Raw genomic sequence first — 26,213 nt, 5'->3', positions numbered from 1 at the left:
ATAAAAAATAAAAAGCTCCTATGTGAAATAGAAGCTTGTATTTAAATCTTATCAAATGATTAATTATTTAAAATCAAGAATTGATTTAACTGTTACTGTATATCTAGGGCATTGACATTCAATCAATTGAACATTTCTTTTAGAAATATAATTAAAATCACCACCCGCAAGGTATGTCGTAGGTGAAAAGCTTTTGCCCCAAGGCTCGATAAGAAGCTCTAAGTAAATGCGGTCAATCCCTTTCTTCTCCATTTCTTTTGCAATTGCAACCAAAATAGGGGAGTAGCTATTAAAAGCCTTGGAAAATCCTTTAATGACATCTTCTTCATAAATGCCATTACTCATAACAAATTTATTAATCGATGGGTTTTTAGTAAAACGAGGATTTCCATTTTCATCGACTTTCTTAGGGGTTTGTCCAACATCAAAGATCAAGTGTCTGAAAACACCATGTGGGTGAACACTTTGTTGCGCTACCTGAGTACCCTTAAGATGACTAATTGTTTCTGAGTGTGTAACGTTACCATCTTTATCGCGGAAGTCTACGTGGATTGAACCACCTTCTTTTAGCTCAATGCCATCAACAAACAAAGTATCGCGAGTTTTGCGCTGTTGAATGTAGTTTTCATTAATCTCCGCTTCGTTATCACCAAAAATAACATGAGTGAATGATGTATTGTAATCACGCAAACGAGAGATTCTGTCCACGATAAACCCCATCGGATTAACGATATGTTCAGAGCCGCGTTTTTTGAACTCAAGCATTTTTGCTTTTGAACCATTTTCATCGTAAATGACTTCGAATGGGAAAATATACTGCACGGCATCATCACGCTCAATCAATACGCAGTCATGTGTTTTATCTTCTTCTTTAATATTAAAGTTGTGGATTTTCATTAATAATATCTCCGTTTTTTATTATTATACATAAAAACGGCTTAAGGTAAATATTTTGTGTATAAAAAAGCCGATTGGTTAATCGGCAATTTTCAATTAGACGTAAGCCCAGTGCGTGAAGTCTTTCCCGAAATCATCCTCATAATGCTGGCATTGCAGCTCAAATCCAGCAAACTGATTTTTTGGTTGCCAGTACGTAGCCCAACCAATTGTAGGCGGAGCGTTTGGATCTCGATGCCAAAGCACTACATTACGATGATTTTCTGGCTTCTCATCATCAATACTTACTTTTACTAAGTTGTCCATTATTCTATTCACTTTTTTGCAGTTATTAAGATACCTCAAGGATTGCTTGAGGCGATTTTAAGTTGCTTATGCGCAAATCTCTAATTTTAATGTGAGATCTTTATAGCGAGGCAATATGCGCATAGAGCGGGATATTCTTTTCATTGGCTGCCGCTCTAGCGTTTGCTAACGATACAGTGAGGACTGATATTTTGGCAAGCACTGATTCCCTATCCAAGTCATCTGCACTCATTAATTCATTATCAATTCTCGCCTGCTGAAATGAATCAAGACTCACAATCTTATCACTCAACAACTCATTGATAGTTTTGATACTTTTGGCGACAAGATCGTTTCTCTCTACTTCAGATAAGCCATTAAAAAAAGATGGTGGTGGAGAAGCACTACCTGACTTTCCTGACTCTAAGGTCACTATAGCTATGATTGTTTCATCACCCTTAGAATCCGTTCCTTTTTTAGCTGTAACAGCTTTAATTAAAGCCAAATTAACCACCTATTATTAATAAATAAATGCCGAAATAACAATGCTATTTCGGCAACTTAAAAATCAATTACGAGCCAATAGCTGCATAATATCCATCAGCTTCAACCTTAATCTTACCGTCAGTAGCAACCTCATCAGTCTTTACAAGTTGAGAACCAGTGATAAACACACAAGCCTCTGCACAAACATCAAAGTCTTCATCTAAGATTTCAGCACTGATAGGCTCTTTCCAGCCATCTGGGTTTTGAATAAGCTCAAATGCTGTATGAAGCTCTACATAAGTGTATCCGTTAGCTGACATGACTTTGTTTAAGTAATCATCGTCAAAATGCTCTGCCAGTCTTTTCTTTACCGATCCTTCATCAAGCAAAGACTGTAAGTTCGCTGAGATATGCTTCGGCTTTGGCTTTCTTGGTTTAAAGCTTGTCACTTCCATGATAATTCCTCTTTTGTATACTCTAGTCTAATCGGATTTTTTACTTTTCAGTGATTAGATTTGCCAACCTTGCATATGAGCAAGCATCACCGAACACACTCTTGGTTAAAATAACACCTTCATGCGTCATTTCATCTAAAGTGTCGAACAACATCGAAATGATTTCATTAATCTGTTTGTTCTCAAGCACGTAAAACTTGTTTCGATCAAGCGGGAACGAATTATCTTTTTGCAAGTAATCGTAGAGACGATTCATTAGCACACTTTCAGTACGCTGATACTCTTCACTATTAAATGCTCGAACTAAAAAATGACGACCACGATCTTTATCCAAGCGATTTTTTACCATAGAGATGTGTCTAAGAACATTGTTCTCTCTATGCACACTATCAAGTGATAGGTTTGCAATGATCGCTTCAACCTCTTCAGTGGATGCTTTCTTGATTTGTGCTTCTAAGAACCCCAAGCTTTCAGTGTAAAAGATCCAGTGAGGCTCATCATCTTTATTGGCATTAATGAAAAAACCAGTACGTAATGCTTCCAGCGTACTTGTCTGCTGACCTTCTCTCAGGTATCGAAAAGTTTCGCCAGCTAAAGTGACAATATGACCTTTCATTAGGGCTTCGATTACCTTTAAAGTCTTATGCTCTACATGGTAATAAATACTATCATTCATGGTGGTTTCCTTATTTTTGATTAATTATACATAAATTAGTCTCAATGTAAATATAATAATTTAACTCCAATATTATTGACCCTGCCTTTCATTGGTGTATAATTGAAGCATTCATCTATAAGGAGGTTGCATGAGTCTGAAGCTAGAACAAGATATTGAAATTAATGACGATATCTGGCGAATCAATAGCATGGTCTATATTCGTGATTTGAATGGTCAAATTGAAACTTACTGCCATTTGGTTTCTACGACTCGCACACGCGACCAAATTGAAGGAGCTGAGCCTCTTCAAGCTTATGCATGGGTGCCTGGTTCTAAGTTCGAACCCGATGTGCAATACGTGAAAGCCTCGAATCCTGAAATTCATTTACGACTTTCGTTACCTGAAGCAGTTTGGTTGATTAAAAAACCAGGATTTGGCAATGAATGGGTTGTTGCTGAAGATCAATTGCAGTTTTATCTTAACAGGCATTTTGATATCGATAGCGGAGAAATCGAATGCTTTAAATATCGAAGCATTAGTGAGCTATTAAAAGAAGGTAACGAAATCTCGCTATCTAATCCTCAAATGGGATAGCGCTTACTATTCCGCTATTTAAAATAGCGGTTTGTTTCAATTATTTATTAAATAAACTATAATTAATTGAAATTAATTTAGGAATTTATTTATGTTCGAACATAACTTTGCAAATCGAAGTAAAGCTGGCAAGATTTCAGTCCATGATGTCTTCGATGACATTAAATTAACTGCTGGTGGAGATGAACTTTCTGAGCAAGGATATATTACTCTAGATTATGAAAATCGCGAGTTAAAACTAAAGTACATGGTAAAACCTTCTAAGTCTGTTGTTGACTACATGGTTGAATCAGGCAGGGGATTGCCAGGAAAAGTTGAAATTAACCTCCTTAATGAAGTGCTGTTTTATGCTTACTGGGATGCAGCCTATGGTAAGTTTGAAACTACACCTAGAATCGCAGGAATTGTAGATCAAAATGAACTAAGTGAGTTCAAAAAAAGTGCAGAATATGTTGGTGACTGCCTTGTAAATAAAGCGTATAAAGACCTTTTAAAGATTCATCCTCTTTACAATATCCGTTCGACGCGTGAGCCTCTTGGAAGTGATTTAAAAGAGGTGCAAAATCGAGCCAAGCTTGTCTGGGTTGCGGTAGGATATGCGCTTAATAATAAGAAGTTTATCGAATGTGCTGAAAGAGGCGACTTTAATAACTTCTACCTAGATCAAAGCCGACTTGATTTTCTTCGAGATAAGTTCAACGTAGATGTCAGAAATGTAGATCCAGAGAAGCAGATTGAAACAAAGAAACCTGACGGATTAGAACTCTAATTCGGGCATTGGGAACCATTTCTCAACTTCTCTAAAATAGAAGTTATCACAAGACAAAGAAATCCAATTTCTTCGCGTGTTTCTTTGTCTCTTCATCATCAGTTTTTATGACAACAATCCAACCACCAACGCCATTTCTCACCATCTGATATGAGTACTTGGACTCATCCTCAAGATTCAATAGACACATGTTAGCTAAGCTATATGATGTGAAATTGTGTGCTTTACTAGACAGGATTTCCTCTAGTTTTTCATCATTGATTTCAATAGACATTTATTTCGCCATTCTAGTATTAATCTCAAAGAATCAGCTTATCAAATAACAAACCCAATATCTCTATTTCATTGGATTTTTTATCTGTGATAAAATAAAAAAAATACAAAACAATAAGAATGCATTATGATCCCCAATCCTCACAAGTTCATGGTTACTGCGATAGACATGTTTTATCGACAATCCAAAATTGCTAACAAACCATCCGATCCATATACGTTAGGCTTTGACCCCTCAAGGTTCTACACAAATGGTCATTGCGCAGAATTTGCCTATGTTCTTGCTGATTTTGCCGCAAAGAAGGGTTTAGAGCCATCAATGACAATAATGTTCCGTAACCGCATTAATGCTAAATCTGGTGAGGCTATAGAAAAAATCTTATCTCATTGCATAGTAGAAATGGACGGGCAAGCATATGACATATGCGGTGATGACGCTAGAATGACCTGGTTCATTAAGTCTGGATATATGAATCAGGATAATAATGAAGAAAGAAGCGAGTGGGAGTTTGTCTCTATCCCTATTGCAGATAGAGAAGATGCTTTCAAGCAGCTACAAGAACATTGTGCGAGACATAATGTTCCATTCTCTCGCGACCAGGTTGAAAAAGATCAAGCGATCTTCAACTCATTGACAGAAAAGTCCAAAACTAAAGATTGCGCTTTAGGTCTTTAATCCTCACTTTAATGAAAAAAGCATAGCCTCTCGGCTATGCTTATATTTTAAGTAATCAATAAGAACACTGTTCTTCGATTCTCATTTTTAGGCGCAATTCTCCGCCAATCTGTCCAATACTTTTTGTTACATATTCAGTGATGAACTCGATGATTTTATCATCGACACCTTCAATACGTTTTAATTCATCACTGTCTAGTTGGATTTTGTTCTTCATGGCGTACTTTAGCACAAGGTATCCATTAACAACTAAGTCGATCAGCTCATCATCACAATCAATATCATCATGACCGTTATCGACCCCATGAATTTCAAAGGTTGCTCGGATACGACTACCGTCAAGTTCACAGATCTCTAGGCAGAATGGGTTTTCACTAACATTGTATGAAAATTGCGAAATTTCATTTTTTAGTGCTTGTTTGTTTTCAAATGGCATGGTGTGACTCCGAAAATTTGCCAGACCTTTAAGATCTGGCATTGCGATTAAGCAAGCTTACTTTCCCAGTAAGCTTTTGAAAAAATACCTTCAACAAGAGGCATCTGGATATCAAATTTTCTCTGGATCTCGCAGAGAATACTACCGATTCGACCTGCTGATACACCGCGTACTTTGATGTAGGTTTTAACAATTGAGTTTACAAATTTCATGTCTGGCGCAGTGTTACGGTTGGCTTCAAGCCACTCATTAAAGAACGAATCACACATACGGCTTTCTTCAAACTCTTTAAGAGTGTATTTGTCTTTATATTTGTTCTCGTTATACGCTTTTTTAAGGAAATTTCTGTAAGTAATTGTCATAAACCACCTCTCTTTTTGATGGTTTTAATTATACATTATTTAGCTTCATGGTCAATAATTAATTTATTAAATAATGTATAAAGCCCGATTAATCTTTCACTAAATCTTAAATTTGTATCCCAGGCGGAAAAATAGCGAATCACAATCCTTTCCAAGACTAGAGCAACCGTCATGCTTCGTGTAGTTGATGTCCACATGCATTGCCTCTGTTACGTTTACAGTAAGCTGTGGAGTAGCAGCGATACGAGAAACGCGCTCATCTGAATACCCTACAAACTTTCCGTTAGAAGTAGTGTAAGTGCGCTCTGTATCGTTGATGATACCTACATTGAATCCAAGATCGATACTGTCAATCAGGTAGTTAACATCAAGACGATACTTATATGATGCCATTACGGACAAGCTAGGGTTATCGAAAATATCCTTCATGTACCAAACCTCACCTCCAAGCTTGTGATTACTGTTCTTACTAGCAAAAGGGTAGTAAGCAACACCTAAACCTAGATGATTTTTATTAAAGCTCTCACTCGCAAGACCTGAGCTAGGAGTGTGAGTTGACCACCCACCAAACTTGATATCCAATTCATTCAAGTCAGAAGACTGTTCATTTTGAAATGAGAAAGATGGCGCTGAAACTAATGCCGCAGCCAAAATCATAGATAATGTGATTTGTTTTTTCATGAGGTTTATTCCCTATATTTTATGCATTCATTATATATTAATTAGTTTAATAGTAAAGAAATATTTCAGGCAATAAAAAACCACCGACATGCGGTGGCTTTGTTCACATCCATTGCTTTCTCTTTTTGCTCTGATTCTTCCAGCAGCGAATGATGCTATCCCAGCGGCATTCACCGTAACGATTCAGAGCTTGCGCCGTGGTCTTTCTTGCAGTCCTCAAAGGACATTGCAAATCGAACTCATCGCGGCTTGTAATCGCCTTTAACTCATTCGAAAGGGTGCAAGGCTTATAATGAGCGTTAAGACGTTTCTGGTGGTTTTTATCGCGCTTGTAGCCGCTTCTTACACCGTTAGGTCGATTACTAACCCAGTATCTGCCATTTCCCTTTCTCTCATGAAGAGCCTTATAGCGTTGCTTGTATCGCTCAACAATATACTCAACTGAAATTACACGGTTAAAAGCATCCAGAACAATGTATTTGTTTACACAAGACAACCATAGGTAAGGTTCATTGCCGTGCTTTGTGTAACTCCAAGGTTGACCAGGATACTTACTGCGAGCAAAAATATCATTCTTATCGGAAATCTGAACAGCCTGATTAAGCTTGTATTCATGAAAATGACCGATAAGAGAAATTCTTGGAGCAAATGTCTCGCCAACAATACAGTTTTCTGTCTTTAAAAGAGAGTAACAATATCTTCCATATCTAGAATAGCAATACCTATTAGGAAACTCAGCCTCAAGCTTCTCGAAGATCTCATTAAGGGAGTTAAATTTGGATTTGCTACCGTCAATGCATTTTAAATAATACATGTATCACCTCGTTTCTTAGTTAGTTACTAAGTCGGTGATACCCCCTTGTTCTATACTCATATCGGATCATAAGAATCCCCTTATTTAAGTTTAAAGTTCTCAAGTGACTTAAAAAATTCAGAGTCGTAACCCTGACTCATCAGCTCACAGATTGCTGCACCTACCACATGCCTTTCTCTTTGATATCCAAGAGAAGGATAAGTTTTGGATTTAAGCTTTCCACTATCGACAGCCTTAACCATTGCTTTCCAACGGTCTTCAATAATCGAGCTGAACATCATTGCAGTGTCTTCACTCAACCAGCCGTTCATCATAAGAGTAACAGGAAGAGTTCCCTGTAAAACATCCTTATTACTTTTCGTCAAGTTATTGATGACGAACTCTGCCCATGCGCGGGTATCTGGATCATCGATCTTAACTCGACAGTTCTTCAGATTCCAATCATAAGTAGGGGTTATGGATTGTTCGGTCATTGGCTAGCTTACCTTGTTGATAGTGAGGTTGTGATTTAAAAGACTCAAGAAAGGCTGATGCCTTTCAATGCACGATTTTAGCATTATACCCAGTACTCTTCATTAGGCGTACTGGGTTTTCAATTTTCTGATAGTTATAGCGAAATTTTCGCAATAATCTCATCCAAATTCTTAGTTTCAAAAAAATCAGGCTCTTGATCTTCGATTTCAGTAACAAGTCTGTACGCATCTTCAATCAAAACGATTTCCAAGTTATCAATTCCATCATGATCGCCTGATTCAATGTAGCGATGCATCATTTCAAGGATTTCATCTGCTTTGTACGCAATTTCCATTCGAACCGAAATGCTACCACTAATGACATTACCAATTTCTACCGATGCAGGAACACCATCAGAATGCACGAAGATTGGAAGTACTGGGTGTTTAACCCAAGACGGAGAACCAATCTCTACATCGTTTTCGATACGAAAGTAATCAGGGATTTGCTTTAGCTCATTGAATGGTTTGTACATGGTGAAGTCCTTTAATTATTTATTTGTCTCTATTATACATATATAAAAACCTCAGTCAATGACTGAGGTTTAATTTATTTATTAAATAGAGAGCTACATGCTTAAATCTTGAGAGCCTTTATCTTTTATAGCTTTCTCTTCAGCGACCTTTTGGATACTATCCATTTCTCTGATTAGGTCGTCACTTAAATCAACACTTACACGTTTGATTCGCGCCAACCCACTATCACTGAATGTAGCTGACTTGTATAGATCTGAATCGATTGAATCAATAGTGTCATCATTTTCAAGGATGTAAGACGATTGACCATTAAGTGATTCAATAATGAAGCTTGCAGCGTCCTTATATTTGTTTTTGATGTAAGTATCACGCAATAGCATTGCTTCTAATGGCGATGGGGATGCACCAGAAATTACAGAAAGCTCGTTCTGTACTGCCTTGTTAACCAGGTTAATCAATGAATTGATGTCAGTTAAAGTTACGGATTGGCTTTCACCGAATACAACATTCAATTTGATGGATTGTGAGTCCACTTTGCCAAATACATTTCTATCAACCAAATTGGTTCGATGCAGCTTCTCTAAAGCTTTATCAATCAAATCTGAAGCCATTTCGGATGTATGAATCTCATCCAGCTTTCCGTCGATTTCATCACACAACCGAACATTATCAATTTCAAGAATGATGGAATCGTATTCGTCATTGAGTAACTGAGCAAGTGTTGCATTAGAAGTATCGAATTGGACACTGATGTTGCTGATGCTATTGTTATCAATATCTAGAATTTCATCGGGCAAACTTGAGTCAATCTCAACGTCTTCATCATCAAGTGCTGATTGAACCTCATCAACCAAAGATGAGTGAATATTCTCTTTAATCTGCTCAATAATGGTAGAAATAGAATCATTTAGCCCAACTTCACTGAGTTCTACTATCGCTTCCATATCACCGTCAGAGAACTCAATTTCAATCTCGAACCCATCACCCTTTAATTCTTCAACAGTCTTTTCTATGGCACTTACTAAATATTCGTTAGCATCTAGATGAGAAGCGTATTCATCTAGAACATTCTGAGCACTGTTTCTGATTTCGTCGATATCAATATGGCACTTTGCACCACATGGATTTTTTTTATCTGATTCAGTTAGCTGATCCACACTAAGAAGATCTACGCTTCCTTTAAAATTATTCAGTTCTGTTATGTCCAGTTTCAACACGGGATTGCCTTTTTTATTATTTACACAATATCTATTATACAAACAAATCAAAAAAAATAAATTAAAACCATGACCCTATATATGTTGACTCTGAGCCTTATATATGTATAATTAAACCATAACAGAGGGAAAGGCTAAGCAAGCTCTTAGTCAGTCGCTTTGGGGGTTAGACCCTTGGCATCACTCATCCTTAACGGGAGCTGGAAACCATAAACTTAATGGAAAACTCAAAATCCTCCTTTTATTTATCAAGGGTTTTGTAACGAGTGAGAACCCAAAGATAATGTATATTGGAGATTTACAAATGCCATCAACAAAAATCATCATTCCAGGCTCTAAAGTCCTAGAAAACGTATCTGCATCATTTATCGCGAATAAAGTTGTTGCTGAAGTAAAAAACAAATACGGTTCAGATTTTCCATGCACCCTGAAAGAGCTTGATGATTTCTTTGCGCCCAAAAAGCCTAAGTTAGAGCGTCATACCAGCTTATCTTTTTCAAAAAAGAAAGATAAGTTCCGTGACTTAATGTGCGATCTGTTCTTTGATATCGATGGCTATCAAGCTTTCGAGGGTATCTGGCATAAAGCATTCAATGAAGCTTTATCTGAGGTAGAGAAAGCGATTAACACTCTTCCTAAAACTATGTATTTTTCTCGCTGCGATTCGGAAGAAACCTTATTTCTTCTTGAAGATATGGATCTAGATCTCTCTATCGGCAAATACTGCTTTGAATCTTCAAACCAATTACGAGTCGATTCACAAAACCATGAATACAATGATGGTTGGCGCGAACTGAGCTGCCTAGAAAACAATTTGGTCTGCTCTGCATTTGTTGCTACCAATATCGCTATTGATACTGGCACATCTAGCTGTGGTGGCTCTAGTGGCTTTGGTGATATGCACAGCGATATTGAATACATCGAAAACACATATGGATTGAACTTTGCTGGTAATCATTCAAACTACCACTCAGTAACATCAGACGATCAGTCTATTGTGATTATTGAAGCAAAACGCCCATCTTCGATTGAAGAAGTTAAAGCTGAGTTTGCTAAAAGAATTTCATTAATTTAAACATTCAGGGGAGGGTGCAGACTCTTCCCTAATATAATTGGAGTCAACTATGTACCATTCCCTTTTATCGAAATTCTATGATGCAGGCTTGAAGTTTGAATTTAACGCTAAGGATAGCCAGCTATTTTCAATTAGTGTTGAGCCTGATATTACCGTTCAACTAGTGCTTCTATCTACTGGCGACATGAAGTTTAACTGCGCATCTAAAACACAAACTCTAGATCGAGTTGATGTTGTATATGGCTCTATCCAGATGATGGGTGGATTAAACAAAAATGATGTAATGTTTACATCCCATGTAAATATCGGCTCTCCAGCCCTTACTTTAGATTCTTTATGTGCAAAAGATGAATATCTATATGCGGATATTTATGCGATCCGTACTGCACTTGGCTCGATGATTGCTTTAACCATTAAAGACATTCTAATTGAGCACAAAAAGGATCTGGAATATCTTCGTGCTATGTATATCGCTCACCTTGATGAAGAGCGGAAGGAAGAAGAAGAAATTAAACGGATTGAAGATGAGAAAAAACTACAGGATTTTCAATCCAAGCACACAATGATTGGTTCAACGGCTGCTGATTTACTGGCTAATGAAACTCAGATCTGGAAACAGTCACAAAATGACACGCACACCTTTCATGTGATTCGCTGTTCAGACTTCTCACCAGTGCAAGTTGCGATCACCCTAAAGAAAGGCTCAGCATTGCTTAATGGTGTCCGAACATCTAAGGCAAATATTATTGAGCAGCTTAAAGAGATGTACATTTTAAAATAATTTAAGTATTGACCCTGGCTGCAATTCATGTATAATCAAAAACATAGAAGAGGTTGAGGTCAATACCATGAAACAAAAGAATAAAATCAAGCTATCATTCGTTCAGAGTGCTATCATCCTGAATGTATCTCTCATTTCGTTCTCATTTTTAGTCGCAAACATGTAGGATTTGAAACTATGAAAAAGTTAGCTGTGCTTTTAGTCCTCTCGTTAATTTCCTCAGTCACGATCTATCAATCCATTTTCAATCAGACTGATTCAAATCGGGTTTTACCAAACGGCGCACCAGCAATCAGCAGTGAAGCTGCAAATGAATTGGTAAATCAAATCAGCGAGAATGTTAAGCAATACAAGAGCGATTTAGAGAGTAAGTAGAACACTTCTTACAAAAAGCTTTTCCGAAAGCTTTTTCTAAGGGATGGTTCGATTCCATCTCGCTAGCCGAGGACAGGTGTGAAGGGAGTTAGGTTCAATTCCTAATGATTGTTTTGCGGAATTTCTTAAGAAAAAATCTTTCTAAGAATGGCAAGTAACTCTGGTGAGACAAATGGCTCGGATGGCACGTCCGTTAAAAATCACTCGGAATGGTGATTGGGTGCAAAAATTCAGAACTAGGCGAATATTCTTTTTGTCTTGATCGCTAATTAAAAGCCCTCTAATATTGTTAGAACACCTTGATTTATATTGCCTTCTGCGTATAAATCATATGCGCTAGAGGGAACAACATGCTTATACAGAAACACAGCTCTGTAACCACTCTCATCAATGAGCTTCAATCTTCAACCCCTATCTTTAGTAATGAGCTTTCTGGAGGAAAGGAAGTCTCTGAAAAATTGCTATCTTCATCTTTCTTACTTGCTAAGCAAATATCCGAATTCTGCTCCGATTTAATTAATAAAAGCGACACGATAAATGTCTTTATTGCTGGTGCTGATTACTCCGAATCCATCAATCACGGCAGATCTTACAAGCTTCTTAACACTCTGCTAGGAACTGATATCAAATGGAATATTTACCTAATAGGCGATGAAGTAAATCTATTTCCAAAGCTTGATATACCACTCAGTAGACAATTTAACGATCCTAAAGTAACCGTATTCAGCGGTGAAATGATGCTTAATGAAGGCATTAAAACTTTCGGCTTGCCAGACATTCTTGCTTTGAATCACCCTGGATTTGAAAAGCACTTCCATACATGGTTTGTCGAAGATGAAAGCATAAAATATTGCTTACAAAAGGGCGTACCTGTTATCGGATGCTCATATGGTGATGACGAAGTAACAACGGATAAGTTTTATGCTGAAACTTGGGGTATGGAAATACCAAATCATACCGCTAACCCATTTCAATTCATCCCTGATACATCGAAAAAACCCATATTTGAGGTATCCCAGGAGGTTATTGATCTAGTTGAGCAAGGATACTGCAACTGGGCTGGCACGATTTGGGAGATGAAACCAGGCACTTTCAAAGTAAACAAAGAGAGAGTCGATATCATCAAAGACATCGATGTCGCGTTAGAGTCGATTGGTAAGTATCTGTATTACAGCGGTCAAATTTCTAATCCGATTGCTGCTTTTGAAAAATTAATGCGAACTGAAAATGGTGATCGCATTATTCGCATCTATTCTCAATACTCACTCAATATTGACAAGCTCTACATTTTTGATGAAGAGTCGAAGAACATCATGGAAGATGATATCGAGATTGACACTTCGGATTTCGACCTGTCTTGCCTTGAGAACTCGTTTAACCAGACAATGCTAGTTTGCTCTGTATTTAGAGACTACATAAAGCCTGAGATTGAAACCGAGGATGATGACGATGAGTTCGATGACGAAGACTTACCAGATGGATACGATGTCAATGAACTGATCTCTATGCTCGCTGGTGGAATAGGAGCAAATGCAGATTTTGAAAGTATGCTGCCTCAATTACACTCCTTATTCGGATTCTCTGAGAAAAGAGAAATAAACCCGTCTGAAGAAAAAATCATTACGCTCATTAACGATGCGCGATTTAACGAGCTTTCTGCTTTACCTCTCTCTGAACTCGCTGCCTTCAGAGATCAAAATCACAGCAATCTATTTCATGTTGCGTGTACGCTAGACAATCTTGAACTACTGAAGATTGCTATTGATAGCCGTATAAGCCCTCTGGAGCGCGATGGAGACTGCTTTAGCGGAATGGATATCTGTGCAGAGCGCGGCTCAAATAAGGTCTTAGAATACATCCTGAGCAACCATATAGCCGATTCGCTCATCAATGCCCAATGTAGTAGGGGATTCACACCTGCTCACAGAGCCATAACGTACAACCAAACAGATTCACTTAATATTCTTAAGTCGCATGGCGCGGATATGACTATTCGGAATGCCGTTGGCATATCTCCTAACGACTATCTAGGAGAATAATCGAGACTGGCAGGCATTAGCCTGCCTTTTTGTAGGTTAAAATCCTGAGTTATAGTCATGTAGATTTAATTGGGATTGTTTTATCACCACTCATCTTTTACTCATTTTTTACTCATTCAGCACTCAGAATACACTCATTTTATACTCGCAAATCGATGATTTACAAAGAGTTTTTATCTTGAAATAATAGGTGAAACTTCAAAGAGGAATTAAAATGAATACAATCACGATGACAGATGAACAATCAAAAAAACTGGAAGAGTTGGTATCAATTTCTGCACACAACAACCCATTAGATTTAATCAATGAGGCGTTAACACTATATGAGTTTAAAGTTGCAGAAGAAAAAGAGGGGAGGTTTCTTGCCTCTATCGACAAAGAAAGTAAGCAATATTTTCGCGTGAGCTTATCGGGAGATACAAAATAGAATGATTTAACGGGCAGGGATAGTGCTGCCCGTTAACGAAATCATTGATTATGCTGCTCAAACAAAGGCTTAAACCAAGCTTCAGGTGCATTTTCATTAATCCACTTTAACGCGATACGCTTTACGTGTGATTGCGTTAAAGTAATAATGACTTTAGGGTATGAATCAGCTTCTTTACCCCAGTTCTCATTCATTGAGTCGATATCACGTTCAGCAACTTTCATAACCTCATCTGCTTGCTCTTCAAACATGCCATTATTCACTAGCATGTCTTTCATTACTTGGCGTACAGTTTTTCCGTTATAAGCCCCACGCTGAATGATTCTTGCTTTTTGTTCTGGAGTTAGATGTTTGCCAACTGACATATCACTAGCAAGAGATACTGGAATTTCTTTATTCATTTTGATGCCCTAATTTAATTTTCTTTTATTATACAAAAGCAGAAAACAAAGTAAATAAATTATTTTATTCAAACCCCATAAAAACAAAAAACCGCCCGAGGGCGGTTGATTGCCTACACCGATTTCTCGATATAGTGGAAAGACAGACGCTTCGCTTTCGTTCTCTAGTGATCTTGGCGTTCACGCGTTTGTTAGACGCTTCACTAGCTTTGCTACACTCACGTTACGGGCTGAGTGCGATACCTCCAACAACCATTAACTTTTTGGCTCCGCTAGAATTGTTAGGCCATAACCTTCTAACTTCACCTGACTAACCTAGATACCCGAGCATCTCCTTTAGCCCCCGTTAGGGCATGTATGACTTTTCAGCCTCTACATGAAAGCACTTCGTTAATAACTGTTTGCGTTTTCATCGGGACAAATGATAATACATCATTCAGTTTTTTTAAGTTATCTGCTTGCCATAAACGCTTAAAGGCTGACCAAAAACAGACAATGAGTTGGCGCTCACCTCATTTTTTTAGTCTTGAATCCAGTGAACCTCTATAAGATGAGCTTAACCGCCCACCGTTAAGGATTCAAATTCATCCTGCACACCTTTGAGTCGCCAAACCCACTGAGTGTGCGTCATCTCTCTAGTACCAACCACCTGAGAAGGCAAAATGTACATTGATGACCCCTCTATATTAGCACCGCCGCAGTAAAGCAAGTGCTTTCAGTTCGGGAGGTTTCCGAACATTCCTCTGGGGAACGTTTTTAATGATATTGGTTCAGATTTTAAAAGTCAACATCTTTTTTATTTGTTTTTCAAATTAATTTTTTGGTTCATGCTAGATTTACAATTCTTGACCAAAATGTATACTGCTAAAAACACATAAGTACTGGAAATAGATAGTGAATCTTAAAAAAATCCACTCATTGAGTAAATTAGGAAGGGAATGCGTTCAATTCCTGGAAGGTCATGATCACAAAGATACAGTGCATTGCTTCTTCGATATTCTTGAGCAAACATCGAATCTTATCACCAGTTATGGTTTCCGATTAGAAGACAATGACTGTATTAAGTCCATCTTCTGCGACTCGACAGCTTTTTTTAATCAGCTTAATAAATCGCATAAACATCACTGTGACTTTCTATATGCCGTATTTGAGCTAAATCAATCACCAATTAAGAAGCTTGTACGCTTGTATGATGCAATTGCAAAGCAAGAACATGACTACTTTTCACATGACACTAAGATGAGTGTTTTATTGCAGGTATCAGAAATCATAAAATTCGAAACCGATGAGGTTGCATTTTATAGAGGTTCTGAATCAATGTTTAGCAAAACCTTCAGGGAAAACATAAGCAATGAGCACACTATCGCAGATATCTCGCATATTATTAATGCCGAAGTGAATAGCCGTACTCTCCGCACCCGACTCATCGATCACTATGCTGCAAATTTTCTATCTTCACTGATTCAAAATGATAGTTTTCCCCTTTACAGTAAAAGAGAAGACAAGATTGAACTTGGAAATCTCGGAAAATTTTTGGAGTCAAACAATCTATCTGACTCAAAAGAACTTGATAAGCTTATTGTGACAGTATTAAAAGCCTCCAAATTCAAATGCCTTTGGTAGTCGAAAAGTGCAAACTTGATAAGTAATATATATAACTAGTGAACTTTGCACTTGAGAAATGTGTAAAGTTTTACTCATTAGATTAGAATTCAGCATTTTATGAGTAAAATTTTACTCATTGATAAAAGCCTCCAATGTCGGAGGCTTCGTATCAGAACTCATCCAAAAGTAACTTAGGCTTTATTTTTGGTACAAGCAATCCTTCATTAGATGTTTTCAGTTTATCACCACCAGAAAGAGTCATAATCGCAAGAAAAAGCTTTTCTGGATCATTCATTAGATATCTACCGCTATTTTCATAGGGATTAATTTCGATAAGCTCTACACCACTTGTTGTTTCCGCAAAGTCTGCCACACAGATCAAAGGGAGTCTTTCTTTAAACTTGCTTGCGAAATCCTGGGCGTAATCCAGTACATGTTTAGGACTAACATAGTAGTCATAATCAAAGTAACGACTTAATGATGTTACCTTTCCATCAACGATGAATGCACGATGCTCTTTATTCGGAGAGGAACGAAGATCATCTAAGATGTTAATGACATCGCTTTTGATGAGTTTTCCATCCAAAGATTTGTAACTTGCTGGAATAATTTGGCTTTCTCCGATCCACGGATTGAAGTAACTTGACTGTTCAGTAAAGAAGGTAAGCAGAGAATCTTCAGATGAGGATAGGTATCGATATAAGGTTGTTCCTTCAACATCAAGATCTGGTCTTTCTGATGTAGGCATTAAAATACTGATATTATTTTCATCAAACACCTTCGCTAAGGTATTGCCGTGCGAGCCTTTATCAAGAGTTTTTAGAAAGAATGGAAATGACAGTTCTTTTGATTTCAAAGAATCAAGGAATTCGGCTTGTGACAAGATTTCAACGTTACGACCAATCTCATCTTTAGTGAATAGATCAGCCCAGTATTTGACACTTTCTGAAGTAGCTTTATCAATAAAGTAATCAAATCCAAGATTGTCAGGGTAGGAGTTCGACTGTTTTCTTACAACAAGGGCAAATTTATCTTTATCCAAAGAATTAATATCAAAATTAACTTCCGCAATAGAGAACTTTCCCTCTTGACGATCTTGTTTTGTTTGCGGTTTGACATAAGCCAGGTATGGGATTCCAAGTTCTCTACAGGTCAGAACCTCTTTACCTCTTTCTCTCAAGAGACAATGAGTCATATCTTCTTCAATCTCATTAAATCTACAAGCTGCGATTTCAAGAGCATTTTCGAAAAGCGCAAGACTTTCGAACTCAATAGCTATAATTAAACCCTTTTTCATTTTTTAGTCCTTATAAATTTAATTGTTTAAATTATACATTTCTCAGTATGAAAGTCAATCGTAAGCGACCACTGCAAATCAAAACCTACGAATAAATCATTAAATATGCTTTTCTTTGCCGCGCATATATGTATAATAAGTGCGCTAGGGATTAACCCCTCTTAATCAATGATAAATATTGGAAAAATGAATACTAATATCCGACCTGAAAATGCAGGTGTGTATGAGTTAAACTGCAAGATCGCTGAAGCTTTAAATCTTCCTCATAAGCAAGAGCTTGATAAGAAAGAACGTGCTTCTGGTGACTGGGATCAGAGAAGCGTACATATTCGAGTTCACTACAAAGATAGATTAAAGCCATATGACTTCACTCGAAACATTCCATTGCTTATCGCATACGCCGCTTGTTACGGTATCGACCTAATCAATAGCGGTGAAAAGCCAAAGTCGATTGCTACATACAAAAATGGCGATTCTGAAATCGAACTGAAAGAGTTTGTTGGGGAAACGGTGTCTGAAGTATTGATTAAAGCAATCCTGGCTCATTGTGAAATGCTTAAACCAACAGAACCCCAGTTCTTGGTGTATGATTACAAGTCAATGCTCTAACCAATTTTGATAATTTGGAAACAAAATGAACGCATACGAATTAAATGAACTCACCCCTAAATACCTAGTTGAGAGCGGTCATAATCGCTGCCACCCAGAAACCTGCACATGTTGGAATTTCCGCGTATTCGAAAAATCCAGTAATGGAAGCAAAGGTGAAAACGTATTGAATTCCGACTCATCGAAAGAAGTGAAGCAGTTCTTGCTTGAAAACGACCCTCAATACAAGAACAATGACTAAAAATGGCGCAAAGCAATGAAATCATTAATACTGAAAGCAAGTTATAAGAACTCTAATCTAAAAAAGATTTTTTTATCCCACTTGATTTACTTGGTTCTATTTATTGCTGGATACAATCTGTTTTTAGCCCTTTCAGATTCAGAAATTACTAAAGTATTGGAAAAGTCGGCGCTCTTTATTTTTATTTTTTCAATTTCTTCAATTCAAACTGAGGAAAGATTTCGATTTATTCCTAAGCTTCTATTTATGACAATTGTCATGGTTGCAAATGTCTTAATTGGTGTAACCATGTTTGAATACTATGGATCTTTGCCAACTGATGAAATTACCACTAGTGAAATTTCTGGCGATACAACCTTTAAAGCATATGCATTACTTTTTCTTCATTTCTTTATTTGCAAAGCCATTTCCTTCTATTTTGACTGCAATGAGAAAAAGATTGTTGAGGATTCTGTTAAAAGTGAAAAAACTGAAAAAGCCCTTTAAGGGCTTTTTTTTATAAATAAACCCAGAGCTTTTTGATTAAAAGAAAATGCTTCTCTTAGGTTTATGATAAATTTCATCGTATCTAGGGATTGTTTCACCAATCATTAGCTGATGGAGTTGTTCAAGAATTTCCTGCTTCTTAGGCAATAAGAATAACTTATAGTACAGTATTTTGAATGGGTTTGAGGTTGGTTCCATTATATTGATATCGAGAAAAAACCATTTTTTATAGTTTGTTCCAAACTGGAAATTAAACCCATCAGCATCACGCTTATCAATATAGCTTTGTTCAGCTTCCACATCAAAAACCGTTCCTGATTTAGAATCAAAGCTGCCATCATTGGAAATCGAGTGATTTGAAACATTAGCGACATTACTAACAAAGTGATAGGTAAGTGCAGGTATTTCAGATTTCAACACGGCTTCTAGAAACTTTGAACGGGATTCCTCACTACCAAAGCCTATTTGCAAATGAATACGTATAGGATGACCAGCGCAACTTGAAATTGTGTGGTATCCCTTATCCACAAGAGCCTTAACCGTTGGATAAATGGGCGGTTCAATTTGAGTCTCAAACTCTTCAAACTTTGGGGAAATAGACACAGTATAATAAGCATCAGAACCATGTTCTGGCGCTGGCTTGCCAGTATGCACTCTACCATCAGGAAACAACTTGTTATGCTTCTGCATAAATATCTCGTTGAACATTTCCTCGGCAGTCTTTTCCTGCCTTGACTCTGAATATTGTTCCTTGTGATATTGAGACTCAACAACAATGCTATTATTCTCACGATTCAAAATAGACATTTTAAACACCCACATCCATACGTTTATCTTTATTCTAAATTAGAAAAGTTCACTGATATAATCAAAGTCAGACACATTCAAATCACCATCAATTTTCGTGATTTTATCTATGGCGTTTTTTTGATCATATACCCATCCATCAGGGACGCAACCAATGAAGTAACTAATTCCATCATTTGGAAAATCGTAACCATCACCATAATCACTCAAATAATCGGACAATGATTTACCATTTTTTATTGATGCAAAATTCATTTCATGAGGTTGGGCTACCACTAATAGTTTATCACCATTTTCCAAAGAACCTTCACTAAGAAGACATACAAAATAATCATTAACTGATTGGATGCTCAAACGTAAATCAAGAAGCCCGTTACTAAAAATACTATTCACCAACATGACCATTTTCCAATATCTCTAAAGCTGAATCTGTATTACCTAAAACCGCTTTTTTATGGTAGCTGTAAAAACCCTTTTCGGCTTTATAATCAACACTCCAATCAGGCTTATCAATCATTCCTGCTTGCGCAATTAACTGGAAACGACGACATCCAGGCTTAATCAATTTTGTTACTTCATGATAAATGGTTGGATTCATATTATTAAAAATCACAATCATACCGTGCTTAGGAATAACTCTATCCAAAAATGTCATCTTGCTTGGGTTTTCAGGATCCTTAACATCAACCTTGAAGAAGTCTAAACAACCCCCAGAATTTTCGTCACCGATATCATCACCAAAATAAGCAATGATATCCAGAACAGAGCGATCACCGACATCGCTATGAGGTTCCATGAAATAACCTTCAGTGCCGCAAAATGCACTAACATGGTATGAATTTCCATTCTCAAACTTGCTAAGTACAGGCTCAGCCCACAAGCAAAATTCATCCATGTAACGCTTAAACCACCTGTTTGGCTCGTCAGGTTTCATCATAGAGGCTACAGAGATGTATCTGGATTCATAGTATTTGTCGATCTCGCCATCTGAATTTAAGACATCAGGGACAACCTCAATCCAAGACTGGTTCTTCAGAACTTTAAGGATTTTGTTAGCCCACTCTTCCTGCAAGTAACCAACAGTAAATCCCTTTGTGAACAAATCATTTATATCAATTCTTTCAGTGGTAAACATTAGCCAATTTCCCCAATAATTCCGCAGACCAAGTATCTTGTTTTCGTAGTTTTTATTTCGGTGCATCTATGCTGATAATTCAGATCTGAGGGATTGAAGAATACTATCTGACCTGAATTATTGGTAGGGAAGCTTCCTATAACCTCTCTATCGATAATGCTTCCACGACTATCGTATTTTACTTTTGAAAACTGCAACACTCCGCCTTCACCTTCTTCAAAGTCTTCTTCATTAATGACCATGCAGAAGCTAATTACAGCCTGGTTAGTACAGTCTTGATGCCAATCTACGTAATACCCTTCAGATAGCTTACAGACAGCCACCTCAATTCCCAGAGGGCATTCTTCAATATCGAACATGGAAAGCACACATCCGAACTCACTGTAAATTTTATCCACCAGCAGTGATACCATTGGTGGTAAGCCGTTTTTGTTAAAGCTGTACTCTGTACCCTTACCGTGTGTGATTGAGTCCATGTGATACTCATCAAATGACAGCTTTTTAAAAAGCTTCAGAAGCTTCTTGTTTAAAGAGGGAATGACTTTATTACTAATAAAACCCTGCTCATAAAGCTTGTTCACATCTATATCTGAGTTTTCAAATATGTCAGCAGAATGCTTATGAACGAAATGGTCTTTGAAAAGATATTTGTCCATTGATAATTGCTCTTATTTTATTGATTTGGCTTTTTATTAACCAGTTTTTTATTAATTAATAACTTTTCAGAAATAATATACTAATGAGCAATTCTATACTAGAGCTGTTTAATGAAGGCATAAAAAAACCGCTCCATATACTGAAGCGGTCTTAAGCGCATACTGCGCAATTATCAATTGGTCTTTTTCCAGTCTTCACAGAACTTGTCGGCGTTCTCTTCGCTAGAACAGTGTTCTACCACTTTATCAAAGTACGGTTTCTCGCGCATAACTTCTCGTTCAGAAGCACCATGACTCTTTCGAGCTTCAAGATACTCATCAAACTCCATCTTTCGGAACTCATTGCCATTTTGCATCAAAATAACCATGATGTTTCGAGCAATGGTTTCGGATTCACTGTTTTTAACAATAGATCCCATTGGGTGTCGTGTGTAATCGCTTGGTTGTGCCATAGTAAACCTCTTTTTGAAGCCAGCGTTATCCCCGCTGGCATTTATTGTTATCGCCTAGAATTAGTTGTAAGACACGTAAAGGGACGCGCTATTAGCCTTTAGATGCTGCTTTAAGAGTTCAGTAATGGCTTCGCCCTGCTCATCTTGAAAACCGCCTTCTAAATCGTGTAGAGCGCGGATTTTCTCTGTAGGGAATGACTCATCTAACTCATCATTCAAGTCAGTTGCCAAAAACTCTAACCACTCAAGAAGCTTATCTTTCAAAACCTCTGAATATGCAGCTTTGTTTACCATGATTCGGTAACGAGTGAACGACATTTCAGGATCATATGTGCGATTTTCAGCCGCAGTGTTAATGTAGTCGGTCAGCACATCGCCATACATAGAATCATAGACACGATAGTAATCAGTATCCGACTCAGTGAACGCAAGACGTTCAGAACACCATTCAAACAATTCACCGTCTTCATTTAGCAAATCATAAATACGCTCATCCAGCTCACCTTCAACTGCTTTTTCAATTGCAACCAAAAGACGCTCAAAGAAAAAATCTGTGTCAATAAATGCATTCAAGTCGCTCATTAAATGCTCATTAAACATGATTTCTGGATGATTCTGGCTTGTATCAGTGGACACCTGAACAGGCTCGGATAACGACTTGTTCTTTAGTTCAGCCTTCAAGGTGTTGATGTTATAGCCATCAGGCTTTCCCAACATCGCTTTTGCTAGACACGAAGTGACAAAGTTCTTTTTAGGTGAAAATTTACCGTGGCTTTCGACGTGAAAGACTTTAGTAAGATTTAGTGCGTATTGCTCAAGATGATCATTAGATTCGAACATGGTTTCTATCCTTTATTATTTATGATTGCGCTGTCGGTTTTTTCACAATCACAAAAGTTCAAAGGTAGAATCATGTGATGGAGTGTGAACGCCTGTTTACCAATCATCTTTCGATGCCGACAAAATCCGCTGGCTGGCAAGCCAATTCCTAAACGAGTCAGAACATGCTGAGGTTGTTTTCTAAGGAATGATTTGATTATACATAAATAATATAGAAGGTCAATATAAAAAGGCGGATAAATCCGCCTTTTTTGATGCTGTCTTTGAAAGTTTTGTTAGGTATCAAACTTAACAGGCACGTATTCACCGAATGTACCCCAATAAGCTGGAGTCCAACCTACAGGGTATCGCGTGTTAAACGGCATAGTAGGAACATCTTCTTTTGTTAATTCCTCAAGCTCATTGATTAGCTTTTCTTCAATAAGGCAAAGTTCGCTAAGATTAACATAAGTTTCTTCACCTCCGATGAACGTAGTTACATCAATATTAATCTGATTCCAATCAAAGACCTGATCGCAACCACCGCATAGCGGCTCATTTGTTTCTTTAATAAGGTCTTTGTTTTCATGACCGCATTTTGCGCATGTCCAAGAAACCTCATTGATTTCAATATGTGTTGCATTCATTGTGCTATACCCCTATACGCTTCACAGGTTAAGAAGATGAATGTTCTCGTTTGCTGCTTGACAGAATTCAGCATAAGAATCATATGGCATTACAGCACTCTTAAAAGACTCGGTAATCTCAACAACTCGGAATTCACGAACATCTGTACCGACATTGTAAGTAACAACTTCTACTGTTTTACTTTCACTTGCTGTCATTTTCGGTGATTCAAGATGACTAGTGCCACCCTTTAGAACTGAAAATAAGACAGGGGCTAATTCTGAGCATCGAAACTCACCAACACCCTGACCGAAATCAGCCATTTCATATTCAGTTCCTGCTGAATAAGTGGTAGACCAGGATTCGCAATTTACTTCTTTCATTAACTTGCTTTCTTTTTCACGGATGCCGAACATTTGTAAGTTTTTCATGGTGCGCCTCGATATTGTTTACATTTTTCTTTGATGTTTCTCATTATACATATTTAATTATTTAAGTCAATATTTGTTGACTTAATTTTTTATTGGTGTAACTTACTAAGCATTAAATAATTAAAGGATACCACCATGAAAAGAGAAGATTGCCTCATTGTCATTTCTGAAGCCCTGAAAGCGGCTTCAGTCATTACTAAAGCCCAGCTATGTGCTTACCTGCGAGTTAGCTTGGATGGTGATTGTGATTCTTGCTTGGATGAAATCAAGTCACACATTGAATCTCTTCCTGAAACATTCTCAACAGAACAGCTATCAATTGGAATCGATTCACTTTCAGATGATGAAAACGATACTGAATGGGTTCAACTGATCAAAGATGGCGCAAACTACTTCTTGAGCATTGATTGCGGTATCAAATCAACACCATTCACGAGCCTGGTTGATGCTGTAAGTTCAGCTATTGACAGCGCAATGTGCGGTTATCCTGTATTCGACATTTCAAAAGCATAAAGAGGGCAGCACCATGAATAAACTGAATAAAATCGTTATCGCTAAATACCTTATTGATAACTGTGCAGATCACCCATTTATCGTAGATATTTACCAATCTCATGGATTGAAAACCCTAAGCGAATCTGTACGAAACAGCCGTAATTTTTTGCTGGCTGTGACAGATAAAGTTGGATGTAATCTTGATGCAAGCACAGTGAGTACACTATGCACAAACAACCTAGTTTTAAAGCTTACTGAGTCATATCTAGATCTTAAATATGAAACCGTACATATCATCGAGAACATTGTTTTTGTAAGCAACCTAAAAAATGATCTGGTAGTTATCTCTGCCAATGGCGCGGAAACTCTTGATGGTGCGCTAAACAAGACTGATATTGAACAGTTAGTTTGCAAATACAACATCCTTAACGCTTCTAAAGGCGTGTTACTTAAAGTATTAGGTTACATTGATAAGGATATCGACACTATTACACACAATTTTGAGAACTTAACAGAAGGCGACAAGCTTTCACATCGACTTCACTCAACGCCAGTTGAGATCAAAGATACAAGTCGCAATGGCACAGGTACTTATCTAGTTCCGCAAAGTGAATTAGCGTCAGGAACTCAAAGCGGAAACGTGTTTCTCTTCAATCCTGAAAAGTCATTCGCGGTACTTGTTGAGGGAAGTGAAAACAACCTTTACACACATGCTATTGCGGAAAGTTTCGCGATTGATGCTGCATAAATAAACCATGAAAATGAGGTGTTTCACCTCATTTTTTTATTGTGCTTGTTGCGTATAAATGTATAATAGAAACACATCATTATTCAAGGAATTGCAGAATGAAAACGAAGTACAGACCACATCTAATCAATGCTAACAAACCCTTTGAGTTTACCCCTTCCAAGGGTAATGAAGTGCGCTCAGCTTTGTTGCTTGTTCTTTTTCAGAACTTCCTAGCCATTGAAAATCATTCGTTAGCACCGTACAAATCTCGCCTTGAATTTTGTGGTGAGAATAATCAACTCCACCCAAATCACCAAAGCTATGTGAATAGCGTAAACTCACATGCTTACGGCGATCTGTTCGAGCAATCACCTGATAACTTACAGGAATGCTCTGATGCTAAAAAGTTTGGTCTTCGCTTGGCATACTTTCCTCAAGTGCCTTGCAAGCCGTTTTACTTCCCTGTTAAAGACATCAAAGAAGCGGTTGAATTCTACAATCTGCTTGTTCGTTACGATGAGTTCTTGCTAACAGAATGTGACTCTATGCGTGTTGATTACTCCAACATCTTTGAGTTGGAGATGATTGATCCTCAAGATGGAGAATGGTGTTCTTGGTTCTTAGAATCTGGTGATGAATATTTCGATGATTTCCGTCAGTACCTAGACCACATTGAAGAAAACGAAGCAGCATAAAGCACACTGGTTCGGAATAGGGTAAGCAGTCTAAGCTTGCCCTTTTTATTTCCTATAGCTCAATATCAATCAAATCAGATAACCGATTAAATCAACGCTCATAAACCGAACTGACTCTGAAAACCATTCAGCATATCTTTCAAGAAAAACTCATGGCTTCCCCATGAGAAATAGCAATTTGCTTTGTTCTTTTCTCTCTGAAAATATTTTTTAAATTATTTATTATTTATCTATTGACTTCGGTTTGGTTATACGTATAATTGTAAACATCAAGAGGGCAAAAGCTCTTAACAAAATTGAACCACACCAATAGTAAATAAGGAATAAATTATGGCATCTCGTGGCGTAAATAAAGTAATCTTTAATCATCACTAATCTACTATACGAAAATACTATATACAAATAGATTACTATAGCCTAGACTTAATCTCTCAATA

General features: G+C 37.4%; 38 protein-coding genes. 15 read left to right on the top strand and 23 right to left on the bottom strand.

Going from position 1 to position 26,213, the window contains the following annotated elements:
* Window positions 1-63: 63 nt before the first annotated feature.
* The 5 genes from R7P80_RS17895 to R7P80_RS17875 all read right to left on the bottom strand — a co-directional run bounded on the left by R7P80_RS17895 (window position 64) and on the right by R7P80_RS17875 (window position 2,799).
* Window positions 64-897, bottom strand: a complete 834-nt coding sequence (locus R7P80_RS17895) for a hypothetical protein (protein WP_229624018.1) — start codon at window positions 895-897, stop codon at window positions 64-66.
* Between the two features lie 96 nt (window positions 898-993).
* Window positions 994-1,203: a hypothetical protein gene (locus R7P80_RS17890; RefSeq protein ID WP_020330848.1), complete on the bottom strand. Its 210-nt coding sequence runs from the start codon at window positions 1,201-1,203 to the stop codon at window positions 994-996.
* A 100-nt stretch (window positions 1,204-1,303) separates the two neighbouring features.
* Window positions 1,304-1,687 (bottom strand): hypothetical protein, encoded by a 384-nt coding sequence (locus R7P80_RS17885; RefSeq protein WP_045592145.1) that lies wholly within the window; start codon window positions 1,685-1,687, stop codon window positions 1,304-1,306.
* 67 nt (window positions 1,688-1,754) lie between these two features.
* Window positions 1,755-2,123, bottom strand: coding sequence for a hypothetical protein (locus R7P80_RS17880; RefSeq protein WP_267410873.1), 369 nt, complete (start codon window positions 2,121-2,123; stop codon window positions 1,755-1,757).
* Between the two features lie 40 nt (window positions 2,124-2,163).
* Window positions 2,164-2,799 carry a hypothetical protein gene (locus R7P80_RS17875; protein ID WP_318096724.1) on the bottom strand — a complete coding sequence of 212 codons (636 nt, stop codon included), beginning with the start codon at window positions 2,797-2,799 and terminating at the stop codon, window positions 2,164-2,166.
* Window positions 2,800-2,929: 130 nt separating this feature from the next.
* Here R7P80_RS17875 and R7P80_RS17870 point away from each other — a divergent pair, with 130 nt between their 5' ends.
* Window positions 2,930-3,376 (top strand): hypothetical protein, encoded by a 447-nt coding sequence (locus tag R7P80_RS17870; protein ID WP_020330845.1) that lies wholly within the window; start codon window positions 2,930-2,932, stop codon window positions 3,374-3,376.
* 91 nt (window positions 3,377-3,467) lie between these two features.
* Complete coding sequence (locus tag R7P80_RS17865) at window positions 3,468-4,145, top strand: hypothetical protein (RefSeq protein WP_318096723.1); 678 nt, start codon at window positions 3,468-3,470, stop codon at window positions 4,143-4,145.
* Window positions 4,146-4,191: 46 nt separating this feature from the next.
* Here the strand turns inward: R7P80_RS17865 and R7P80_RS17860 are convergent, their stop codons facing one another.
* Entirely contained in the window at window positions 4,192-4,419 is a 228-nt protein-coding gene (locus R7P80_RS17860; RefSeq protein WP_085762157.1) for a hypothetical protein, read from the bottom strand.
* Between the two features lie 126 nt (window positions 4,420-4,545).
* Here R7P80_RS17860 and R7P80_RS17855 point away from each other — a divergent pair, with 126 nt between their 5' ends.
* Complete coding sequence (locus tag R7P80_RS17855) at window positions 4,546-5,094, top strand: hypothetical protein (protein WP_318076620.1); 549 nt, start codon at window positions 4,546-4,548, stop codon at window positions 5,092-5,094.
* 55 nt (window positions 5,095-5,149) lie between these two features.
* Here R7P80_RS17855 and R7P80_RS17850 read toward each other — a convergent pair whose 3' ends face one another.
* The 7 genes from R7P80_RS17850 to R7P80_RS17820 all read right to left on the bottom strand — a co-directional run bounded on the left by R7P80_RS17850 (window position 5,150) and on the right by R7P80_RS17820 (window position 9,593).
* Window positions 5,150-5,530, bottom strand: coding sequence for a hypothetical protein (locus R7P80_RS17850; RefSeq protein WP_318096722.1), 381 nt, complete (start codon window positions 5,528-5,530; stop codon window positions 5,150-5,152).
* Between the two features lie 47 nt (window positions 5,531-5,577).
* On the bottom strand, window positions 5,578-5,892 hold the full coding sequence (locus tag R7P80_RS17845) for a hypothetical protein (RefSeq protein ID WP_318096721.1): 315 nt from the start codon (window positions 5,890-5,892) through the stop codon (window positions 5,578-5,580).
* Between the two features lie 99 nt (window positions 5,893-5,991).
* Entirely contained in the window at window positions 5,992-6,573 is a 582-nt protein-coding gene (locus R7P80_RS17840) for a hypothetical protein (protein ID WP_045592173.1), read from the bottom strand.
* Window positions 6,574-6,676: 103 nt separating this feature from the next.
* Complete coding sequence (locus tag R7P80_RS17835; protein ID WP_085762164.1) at window positions 6,677-7,387, bottom strand: hypothetical protein; 711 nt, start codon at window positions 7,385-7,387, stop codon at window positions 6,677-6,679.
* A gap of 80 nt (window positions 7,388-7,467) precedes the next feature.
* Window positions 7,468-7,860 (bottom strand): hypothetical protein, encoded by a 393-nt coding sequence (locus tag R7P80_RS17830; protein ID WP_038128624.1) that lies wholly within the window; start codon window positions 7,858-7,860, stop codon window positions 7,468-7,470.
* A gap of 134 nt (window positions 7,861-7,994) precedes the next feature.
* A complete protein-coding gene (locus R7P80_RS17825; RefSeq protein WP_273981176.1) occupies window positions 7,995-8,375 on the bottom strand; it encodes a hypothetical protein in 381 nt (126 codons plus the stop codon).
* Between the two features lie 93 nt (window positions 8,376-8,468).
* Window positions 8,469-9,593 (bottom strand): hypothetical protein, encoded by a 1,125-nt coding sequence (locus tag R7P80_RS17820; RefSeq protein WP_229623999.1) that lies wholly within the window; start codon window positions 9,591-9,593, stop codon window positions 8,469-8,471.
* 304 nt (window positions 9,594-9,897) lie between these two features.
* Here R7P80_RS17820 and R7P80_RS17815 point away from each other — a divergent pair, with 304 nt between their 5' ends.
* The 5 genes from R7P80_RS17815 (at window position 9,898) to R7P80_RS17795 (ending at window position 14,290) form a co-directional block, all read left to right on the top strand.
* Complete coding sequence (locus tag R7P80_RS17815) at window positions 9,898-10,668, top strand: hypothetical protein (RefSeq protein ID WP_318096720.1); 771 nt, start codon at window positions 9,898-9,900, stop codon at window positions 10,666-10,668.
* Between the two features lie 49 nt (window positions 10,669-10,717).
* A complete protein-coding gene (locus R7P80_RS17810) occupies window positions 10,718-11,449 on the top strand; it encodes a hypothetical protein (RefSeq protein WP_229623995.1) in 732 nt (243 codons plus the stop codon).
* 177 nt (window positions 11,450-11,626) lie between these two features.
* Entirely contained in the window at window positions 11,627-11,824 is a 198-nt protein-coding gene (locus R7P80_RS17805; RefSeq protein WP_229623993.1) for a hypothetical protein, read from the top strand.
* Window positions 11,825-12,174: 350 nt separating this feature from the next.
* Entirely contained in the window at window positions 12,175-13,863 is a 1,689-nt protein-coding gene (locus R7P80_RS17800) for an ankyrin repeat domain-containing protein (RefSeq protein ID WP_318096719.1), read from the top strand.
* A gap of 214 nt (window positions 13,864-14,077) precedes the next feature.
* Window positions 14,078-14,290 (top strand): hypothetical protein, encoded by a 213-nt coding sequence (locus R7P80_RS17795; protein ID WP_045592188.1) that lies wholly within the window; start codon window positions 14,078-14,080, stop codon window positions 14,288-14,290.
* A 41-nt stretch (window positions 14,291-14,331) separates the two neighbouring features.
* Here R7P80_RS17795 and R7P80_RS17790 read toward each other — a convergent pair whose 3' ends face one another.
* The gene (locus R7P80_RS17790; protein WP_318096718.1) at window positions 14,332-14,691 is read right to left on the bottom strand and encodes a hypothetical protein; all 360 of its coding nucleotides are present in this window, start codon (window positions 14,689-14,691) and stop codon (window positions 14,332-14,334) included.
* Between the two features lie 894 nt (window positions 14,692-15,585).
* Here R7P80_RS17790 and R7P80_RS17785 point away from each other — a divergent pair.
* Entirely contained in the window at window positions 15,586-16,314 is a 729-nt protein-coding gene (locus R7P80_RS17785; protein WP_318096717.1) for a hypothetical protein, read from the top strand.
* 151 nt (window positions 16,315-16,465) lie between these two features.
* On the opposite strand, the gene R7P80_RS17780 is transcribed toward R7P80_RS17785, so the two are convergent.
* Window positions 16,466-17,593: an ATP-grasp domain-containing protein gene (locus R7P80_RS17780; protein WP_318096716.1), complete on the bottom strand. Its 1,128-nt coding sequence runs from the start codon at window positions 17,591-17,593 to the stop codon at window positions 16,466-16,468.
* Between the two features lie 186 nt (window positions 17,594-17,779).
* On the opposite strand from R7P80_RS17780, the gene R7P80_RS17775 reads away from it, so the two are divergent.
* The 3 genes from R7P80_RS17775 to R7P80_RS17765 are packed head-to-tail and all read left to right on the top strand — an operon-like array spanning window position 17,780 to window position 18,929.
* Window positions 17,780-18,202 (top strand): hypothetical protein, encoded by a 423-nt coding sequence (locus tag R7P80_RS17775; protein ID WP_241619335.1) that lies wholly within the window; start codon window positions 17,780-17,782, stop codon window positions 18,200-18,202.
* A 25-nt stretch (window positions 18,203-18,227) separates the two neighbouring features.
* Window positions 18,228-18,443 carry a hypothetical protein gene (locus R7P80_RS17770; protein ID WP_045592197.1) on the top strand — a complete coding sequence of 72 codons (216 nt, stop codon included), beginning with the start codon at window positions 18,228-18,230 and terminating at the stop codon, window positions 18,441-18,443.
* Window positions 18,444-18,458: 15 nt separating this feature from the next.
* On the top strand, window positions 18,459-18,929 hold the full coding sequence (locus R7P80_RS17765) for a hypothetical protein (RefSeq protein ID WP_085762173.1): 471 nt from the start codon (window positions 18,459-18,461) through the stop codon (window positions 18,927-18,929).
* Window positions 18,930-18,965: 36 nt separating this feature from the next.
* Here R7P80_RS17765 and R7P80_RS17760 read toward each other — a convergent pair whose 3' ends face one another.
* The 8 genes from R7P80_RS17760 to R7P80_RS17725 all read right to left on the bottom strand — a co-directional run bounded on the left by R7P80_RS17760 (window position 18,966) and on the right by R7P80_RS17725 (window position 23,856).
* A complete protein-coding gene (locus R7P80_RS17760) occupies window positions 18,966-19,736 on the bottom strand; it encodes a hypothetical protein (RefSeq protein ID WP_223371010.1) in 771 nt (256 codons plus the stop codon).
* A 39-nt stretch (window positions 19,737-19,775) separates the two neighbouring features.
* Entirely contained in the window at window positions 19,776-20,135 is a 360-nt protein-coding gene (locus tag R7P80_RS17755; protein ID WP_318096715.1) for a hypothetical protein, read from the bottom strand.
* Entirely contained in the window at window positions 20,122-20,871 is a 750-nt protein-coding gene (locus R7P80_RS17750) for a 2OG-Fe(II) oxygenase family protein (protein WP_318096714.1), read from the bottom strand. Before R7P80_RS17750 ends, R7P80_RS17755 begins: the two co-directional genes overlap by 14 nt.
* Window positions 20,871-21,527: a 2OG-Fe(II) oxygenase family protein gene (locus R7P80_RS17745; protein WP_038128613.1), complete on the bottom strand. Its 657-nt coding sequence runs from the start codon at window positions 21,525-21,527 to the stop codon at window positions 20,871-20,873. The genes R7P80_RS17750 and R7P80_RS17745 overlap by 1 nt, the downstream gene beginning before the upstream one ends.
* Before the next feature lie 173 nt (window positions 21,528-21,700).
* Complete coding sequence (locus tag R7P80_RS17740; protein ID WP_045592212.1) at window positions 21,701-21,979, bottom strand: hypothetical protein; 279 nt, start codon at window positions 21,977-21,979, stop codon at window positions 21,701-21,703.
* A 60-nt stretch (window positions 21,980-22,039) separates the two neighbouring features.
* Entirely contained in the window at window positions 22,040-22,819 is a 780-nt protein-coding gene (locus R7P80_RS17735; RefSeq protein WP_229623983.1) for a hypothetical protein, read from the bottom strand.
* A gap of 275 nt (window positions 22,820-23,094) precedes the next feature.
* On the bottom strand, window positions 23,095-23,445 hold the full coding sequence (locus R7P80_RS17730; protein WP_048516408.1) for a hypothetical protein: 351 nt from the start codon (window positions 23,443-23,445) through the stop codon (window positions 23,095-23,097).
* 21 nt (window positions 23,446-23,466) lie between these two features.
* The gene (locus tag R7P80_RS17725; RefSeq protein WP_038128603.1) at window positions 23,467-23,856 is read right to left on the bottom strand and encodes a hypothetical protein; all 390 of its coding nucleotides are present in this window, start codon (window positions 23,854-23,856) and stop codon (window positions 23,467-23,469) included.
* 135 nt (window positions 23,857-23,991) lie between these two features.
* Here R7P80_RS17725 and R7P80_RS17720 point away from each other — a divergent pair, with 135 nt between their 5' ends.
* The 3 genes from R7P80_RS17720 (at window position 23,992) to R7P80_RS17710 (ending at window position 25,776) form a co-directional block, all read left to right on the top strand.
* Window positions 23,992-24,369 carry a hypothetical protein gene (locus R7P80_RS17720; protein ID WP_053312619.1) on the top strand — a complete coding sequence of 126 codons (378 nt, stop codon included), beginning with the start codon at window positions 23,992-23,994 and terminating at the stop codon, window positions 24,367-24,369.
* A gap of 13 nt (window positions 24,370-24,382) precedes the next feature.
* Window positions 24,383-25,099 (top strand): hypothetical protein, encoded by a 717-nt coding sequence (locus R7P80_RS17715; RefSeq protein WP_318087311.1) that lies wholly within the window; start codon window positions 24,383-24,385, stop codon window positions 25,097-25,099.
* A gap of 98 nt (window positions 25,100-25,197) precedes the next feature.
* Window positions 25,198-25,776 (top strand): hypothetical protein, encoded by a 579-nt coding sequence (locus R7P80_RS17710; RefSeq protein ID WP_048516412.1) that lies wholly within the window; start codon window positions 25,198-25,200, stop codon window positions 25,774-25,776.
* Window positions 25,777-26,213: the final 437 nt, after the last annotated feature.

It is taken from the genome of Vibrio sp. 2092 (assembly GCF_033339635.1).
Lineage (GTDB): Bacteria > Pseudomonadota > Gammaproteobacteria > Enterobacterales > Vibrionaceae > Vibrio > Vibrio alginolyticus.
Note: the sequence above shows the minus strand (reverse complement) of the source record. Positions and strands in the feature narration are given on the sequence as shown.

Coding starts and splice junctions, on each gene's coding strand:
- R7P80_RS17895 (WP_229624018.1), bottom strand. CDS start 897: ATGAAAATCCACAACTTTAATATTAAAGAAGAAGATAAAACACATGAC.
- R7P80_RS17890 (WP_020330848.1), bottom strand. CDS start 1,203: ATGGACAACTTAGTAAAAGTAAGTATTGATGATGAGAAGCCAGAAAAT.
- R7P80_RS17880 (WP_267410873.1), bottom strand. CDS start 2,123: ATGGAAGTGACAAGCTTTAAACCAAGAAAGCCAAAGCCGAAGCATATC.
- R7P80_RS17875 (WP_318096724.1), bottom strand. CDS start 2,799: ATGAATGATAGTATTTATTACCATGTAGAGCATAAGACTTTAAAGGTA.
- R7P80_RS17870 (WP_020330845.1), top strand. CDS start 2,930: ATGAGTCTGAAGCTAGAACAAGATATTGAAATTAATGACGATATCTGG.
- R7P80_RS17865 (WP_318096723.1), top strand. CDS start 3,468: ATGTTCGAACATAACTTTGCAAATCGAAGTAAAGCTGGCAAGATTTCA.
- R7P80_RS17860 (WP_085762157.1), bottom strand. CDS start 4,419: ATGTCTATTGAAATCAATGATGAAAAACTAGAGGAAATCCTGTCTAGT.
- R7P80_RS17855 (WP_318076620.1), top strand. CDS start 4,546: ATGATCCCCAATCCTCACAAGTTCATGGTTACTGCGATAGACATGTTT.
- R7P80_RS17850 (WP_318096722.1), bottom strand. CDS start 5,530: ATGCCATTTGAAAACAAACAAGCACTAAAAAATGAAATTTCGCAATTT.
- R7P80_RS17845 (WP_318096721.1), bottom strand. CDS start 5,892: ATGACAATTACTTACAGAAATTTCCTTAAAAAAGCGTATAACGAGAAC.
- R7P80_RS17840 (WP_045592173.1), bottom strand. CDS start 6,573: ATGAAAAAACAAATCACATTATCTATGATTTTGGCTGCGGCATTAGTT.
- R7P80_RS17835 (WP_085762164.1), bottom strand. CDS start 7,387: ATGTATTATTTAAAATGCATTGACGGTAGCAAATCCAAATTTAACTCC.
- R7P80_RS17830 (WP_038128624.1), bottom strand. CDS start 7,860: ATGACCGAACAATCCATAACCCCTACTTATGATTGGAATCTGAAGAAC.
- R7P80_RS17825 (WP_273981176.1), bottom strand. CDS start 8,375: ATGTACAAACCATTCAATGAGCTAAAGCAAATCCCTGATTACTTTCGT.
- R7P80_RS17815 (WP_318096720.1), top strand. CDS start 9,898: ATGCCATCAACAAAAATCATCATTCCAGGCTCTAAAGTCCTAGAAAAC.
- R7P80_RS17810 (WP_229623995.1), top strand. CDS start 10,718: ATGTACCATTCCCTTTTATCGAAATTCTATGATGCAGGCTTGAAGTTT.
- R7P80_RS17805 (WP_229623993.1), top strand. CDS start 11,627: ATGAAAAAGTTAGCTGTGCTTTTAGTCCTCTCGTTAATTTCCTCAGTC.
- R7P80_RS17800 (WP_318096719.1), top strand. CDS start 12,175: ATGCTTATACAGAAACACAGCTCTGTAACCACTCTCATCAATGAGCTT.
- R7P80_RS17795 (WP_045592188.1), top strand. CDS start 14,078: ATGAATACAATCACGATGACAGATGAACAATCAAAAAAACTGGAAGAG.
- R7P80_RS17790 (WP_318096718.1), bottom strand. CDS start 14,691: ATGAATAAAGAAATTCCAGTATCTCTTGCTAGTGATATGTCAGTTGGC.
- R7P80_RS17780 (WP_318096716.1), bottom strand. CDS start 17,593: ATGAAAAAGGGTTTAATTATAGCTATTGAGTTCGAAAGTCTTGCGCTT.
- R7P80_RS17775 (WP_241619335.1), top strand. CDS start 17,780: ATGAATACTAATATCCGACCTGAAAATGCAGGTGTGTATGAGTTAAAC.
- R7P80_RS17770 (WP_045592197.1), top strand. CDS start 18,228: ATGAACGCATACGAATTAAATGAACTCACCCCTAAATACCTAGTTGAG.
- R7P80_RS17765 (WP_085762173.1), top strand. CDS start 18,459: ATGAAATCATTAATACTGAAAGCAAGTTATAAGAACTCTAATCTAAAA.
- R7P80_RS17760 (WP_223371010.1), bottom strand. CDS start 19,736: ATGTCTATTTTGAATCGTGAGAATAATAGCATTGTTGTTGAGTCTCAA.
- R7P80_RS17755 (WP_318096715.1), bottom strand. CDS start 20,135: ATGTTGGTGAATAGTATTTTTAGTAACGGGCTTCTTGATTTACGTTTG.
- R7P80_RS17750 (WP_318096714.1), bottom strand. CDS start 20,871: ATGTTTACCACTGAAAGAATTGATATAAATGATTTGTTCACAAAGGGA.
- R7P80_RS17745 (WP_038128613.1), bottom strand. CDS start 21,527: ATGGACAAATATCTTTTCAAAGACCATTTCGTTCATAAGCATTCTGCT.
- R7P80_RS17740 (WP_045592212.1), bottom strand. CDS start 21,979: ATGGCACAACCAAGCGATTACACACGACACCCAATGGGATCTATTGTT.
- R7P80_RS17735 (WP_229623983.1), bottom strand. CDS start 22,819: ATGTTCGAATCTAATGATCATCTTGAGCAATACGCACTAAATCTTACT.
- R7P80_RS17730 (WP_048516408.1), bottom strand. CDS start 23,445: ATGAATGCAACACATATTGAAATCAATGAGGTTTCTTGGACATGCGCA.
- R7P80_RS17725 (WP_038128603.1), bottom strand. CDS start 23,856: ATGAAAAACTTACAAATGTTCGGCATCCGTGAAAAAGAAAGCAAGTTA.
- R7P80_RS17720 (WP_053312619.1), top strand. CDS start 23,992: ATGAAAAGAGAAGATTGCCTCATTGTCATTTCTGAAGCCCTGAAAGCG.
- R7P80_RS17715 (WP_318087311.1), top strand. CDS start 24,383: ATGAATAAACTGAATAAAATCGTTATCGCTAAATACCTTATTGATAAC.
- R7P80_RS17710 (WP_048516412.1), top strand. CDS start 25,198: ATGAAAACGAAGTACAGACCACATCTAATCAATGCTAACAAACCCTTT.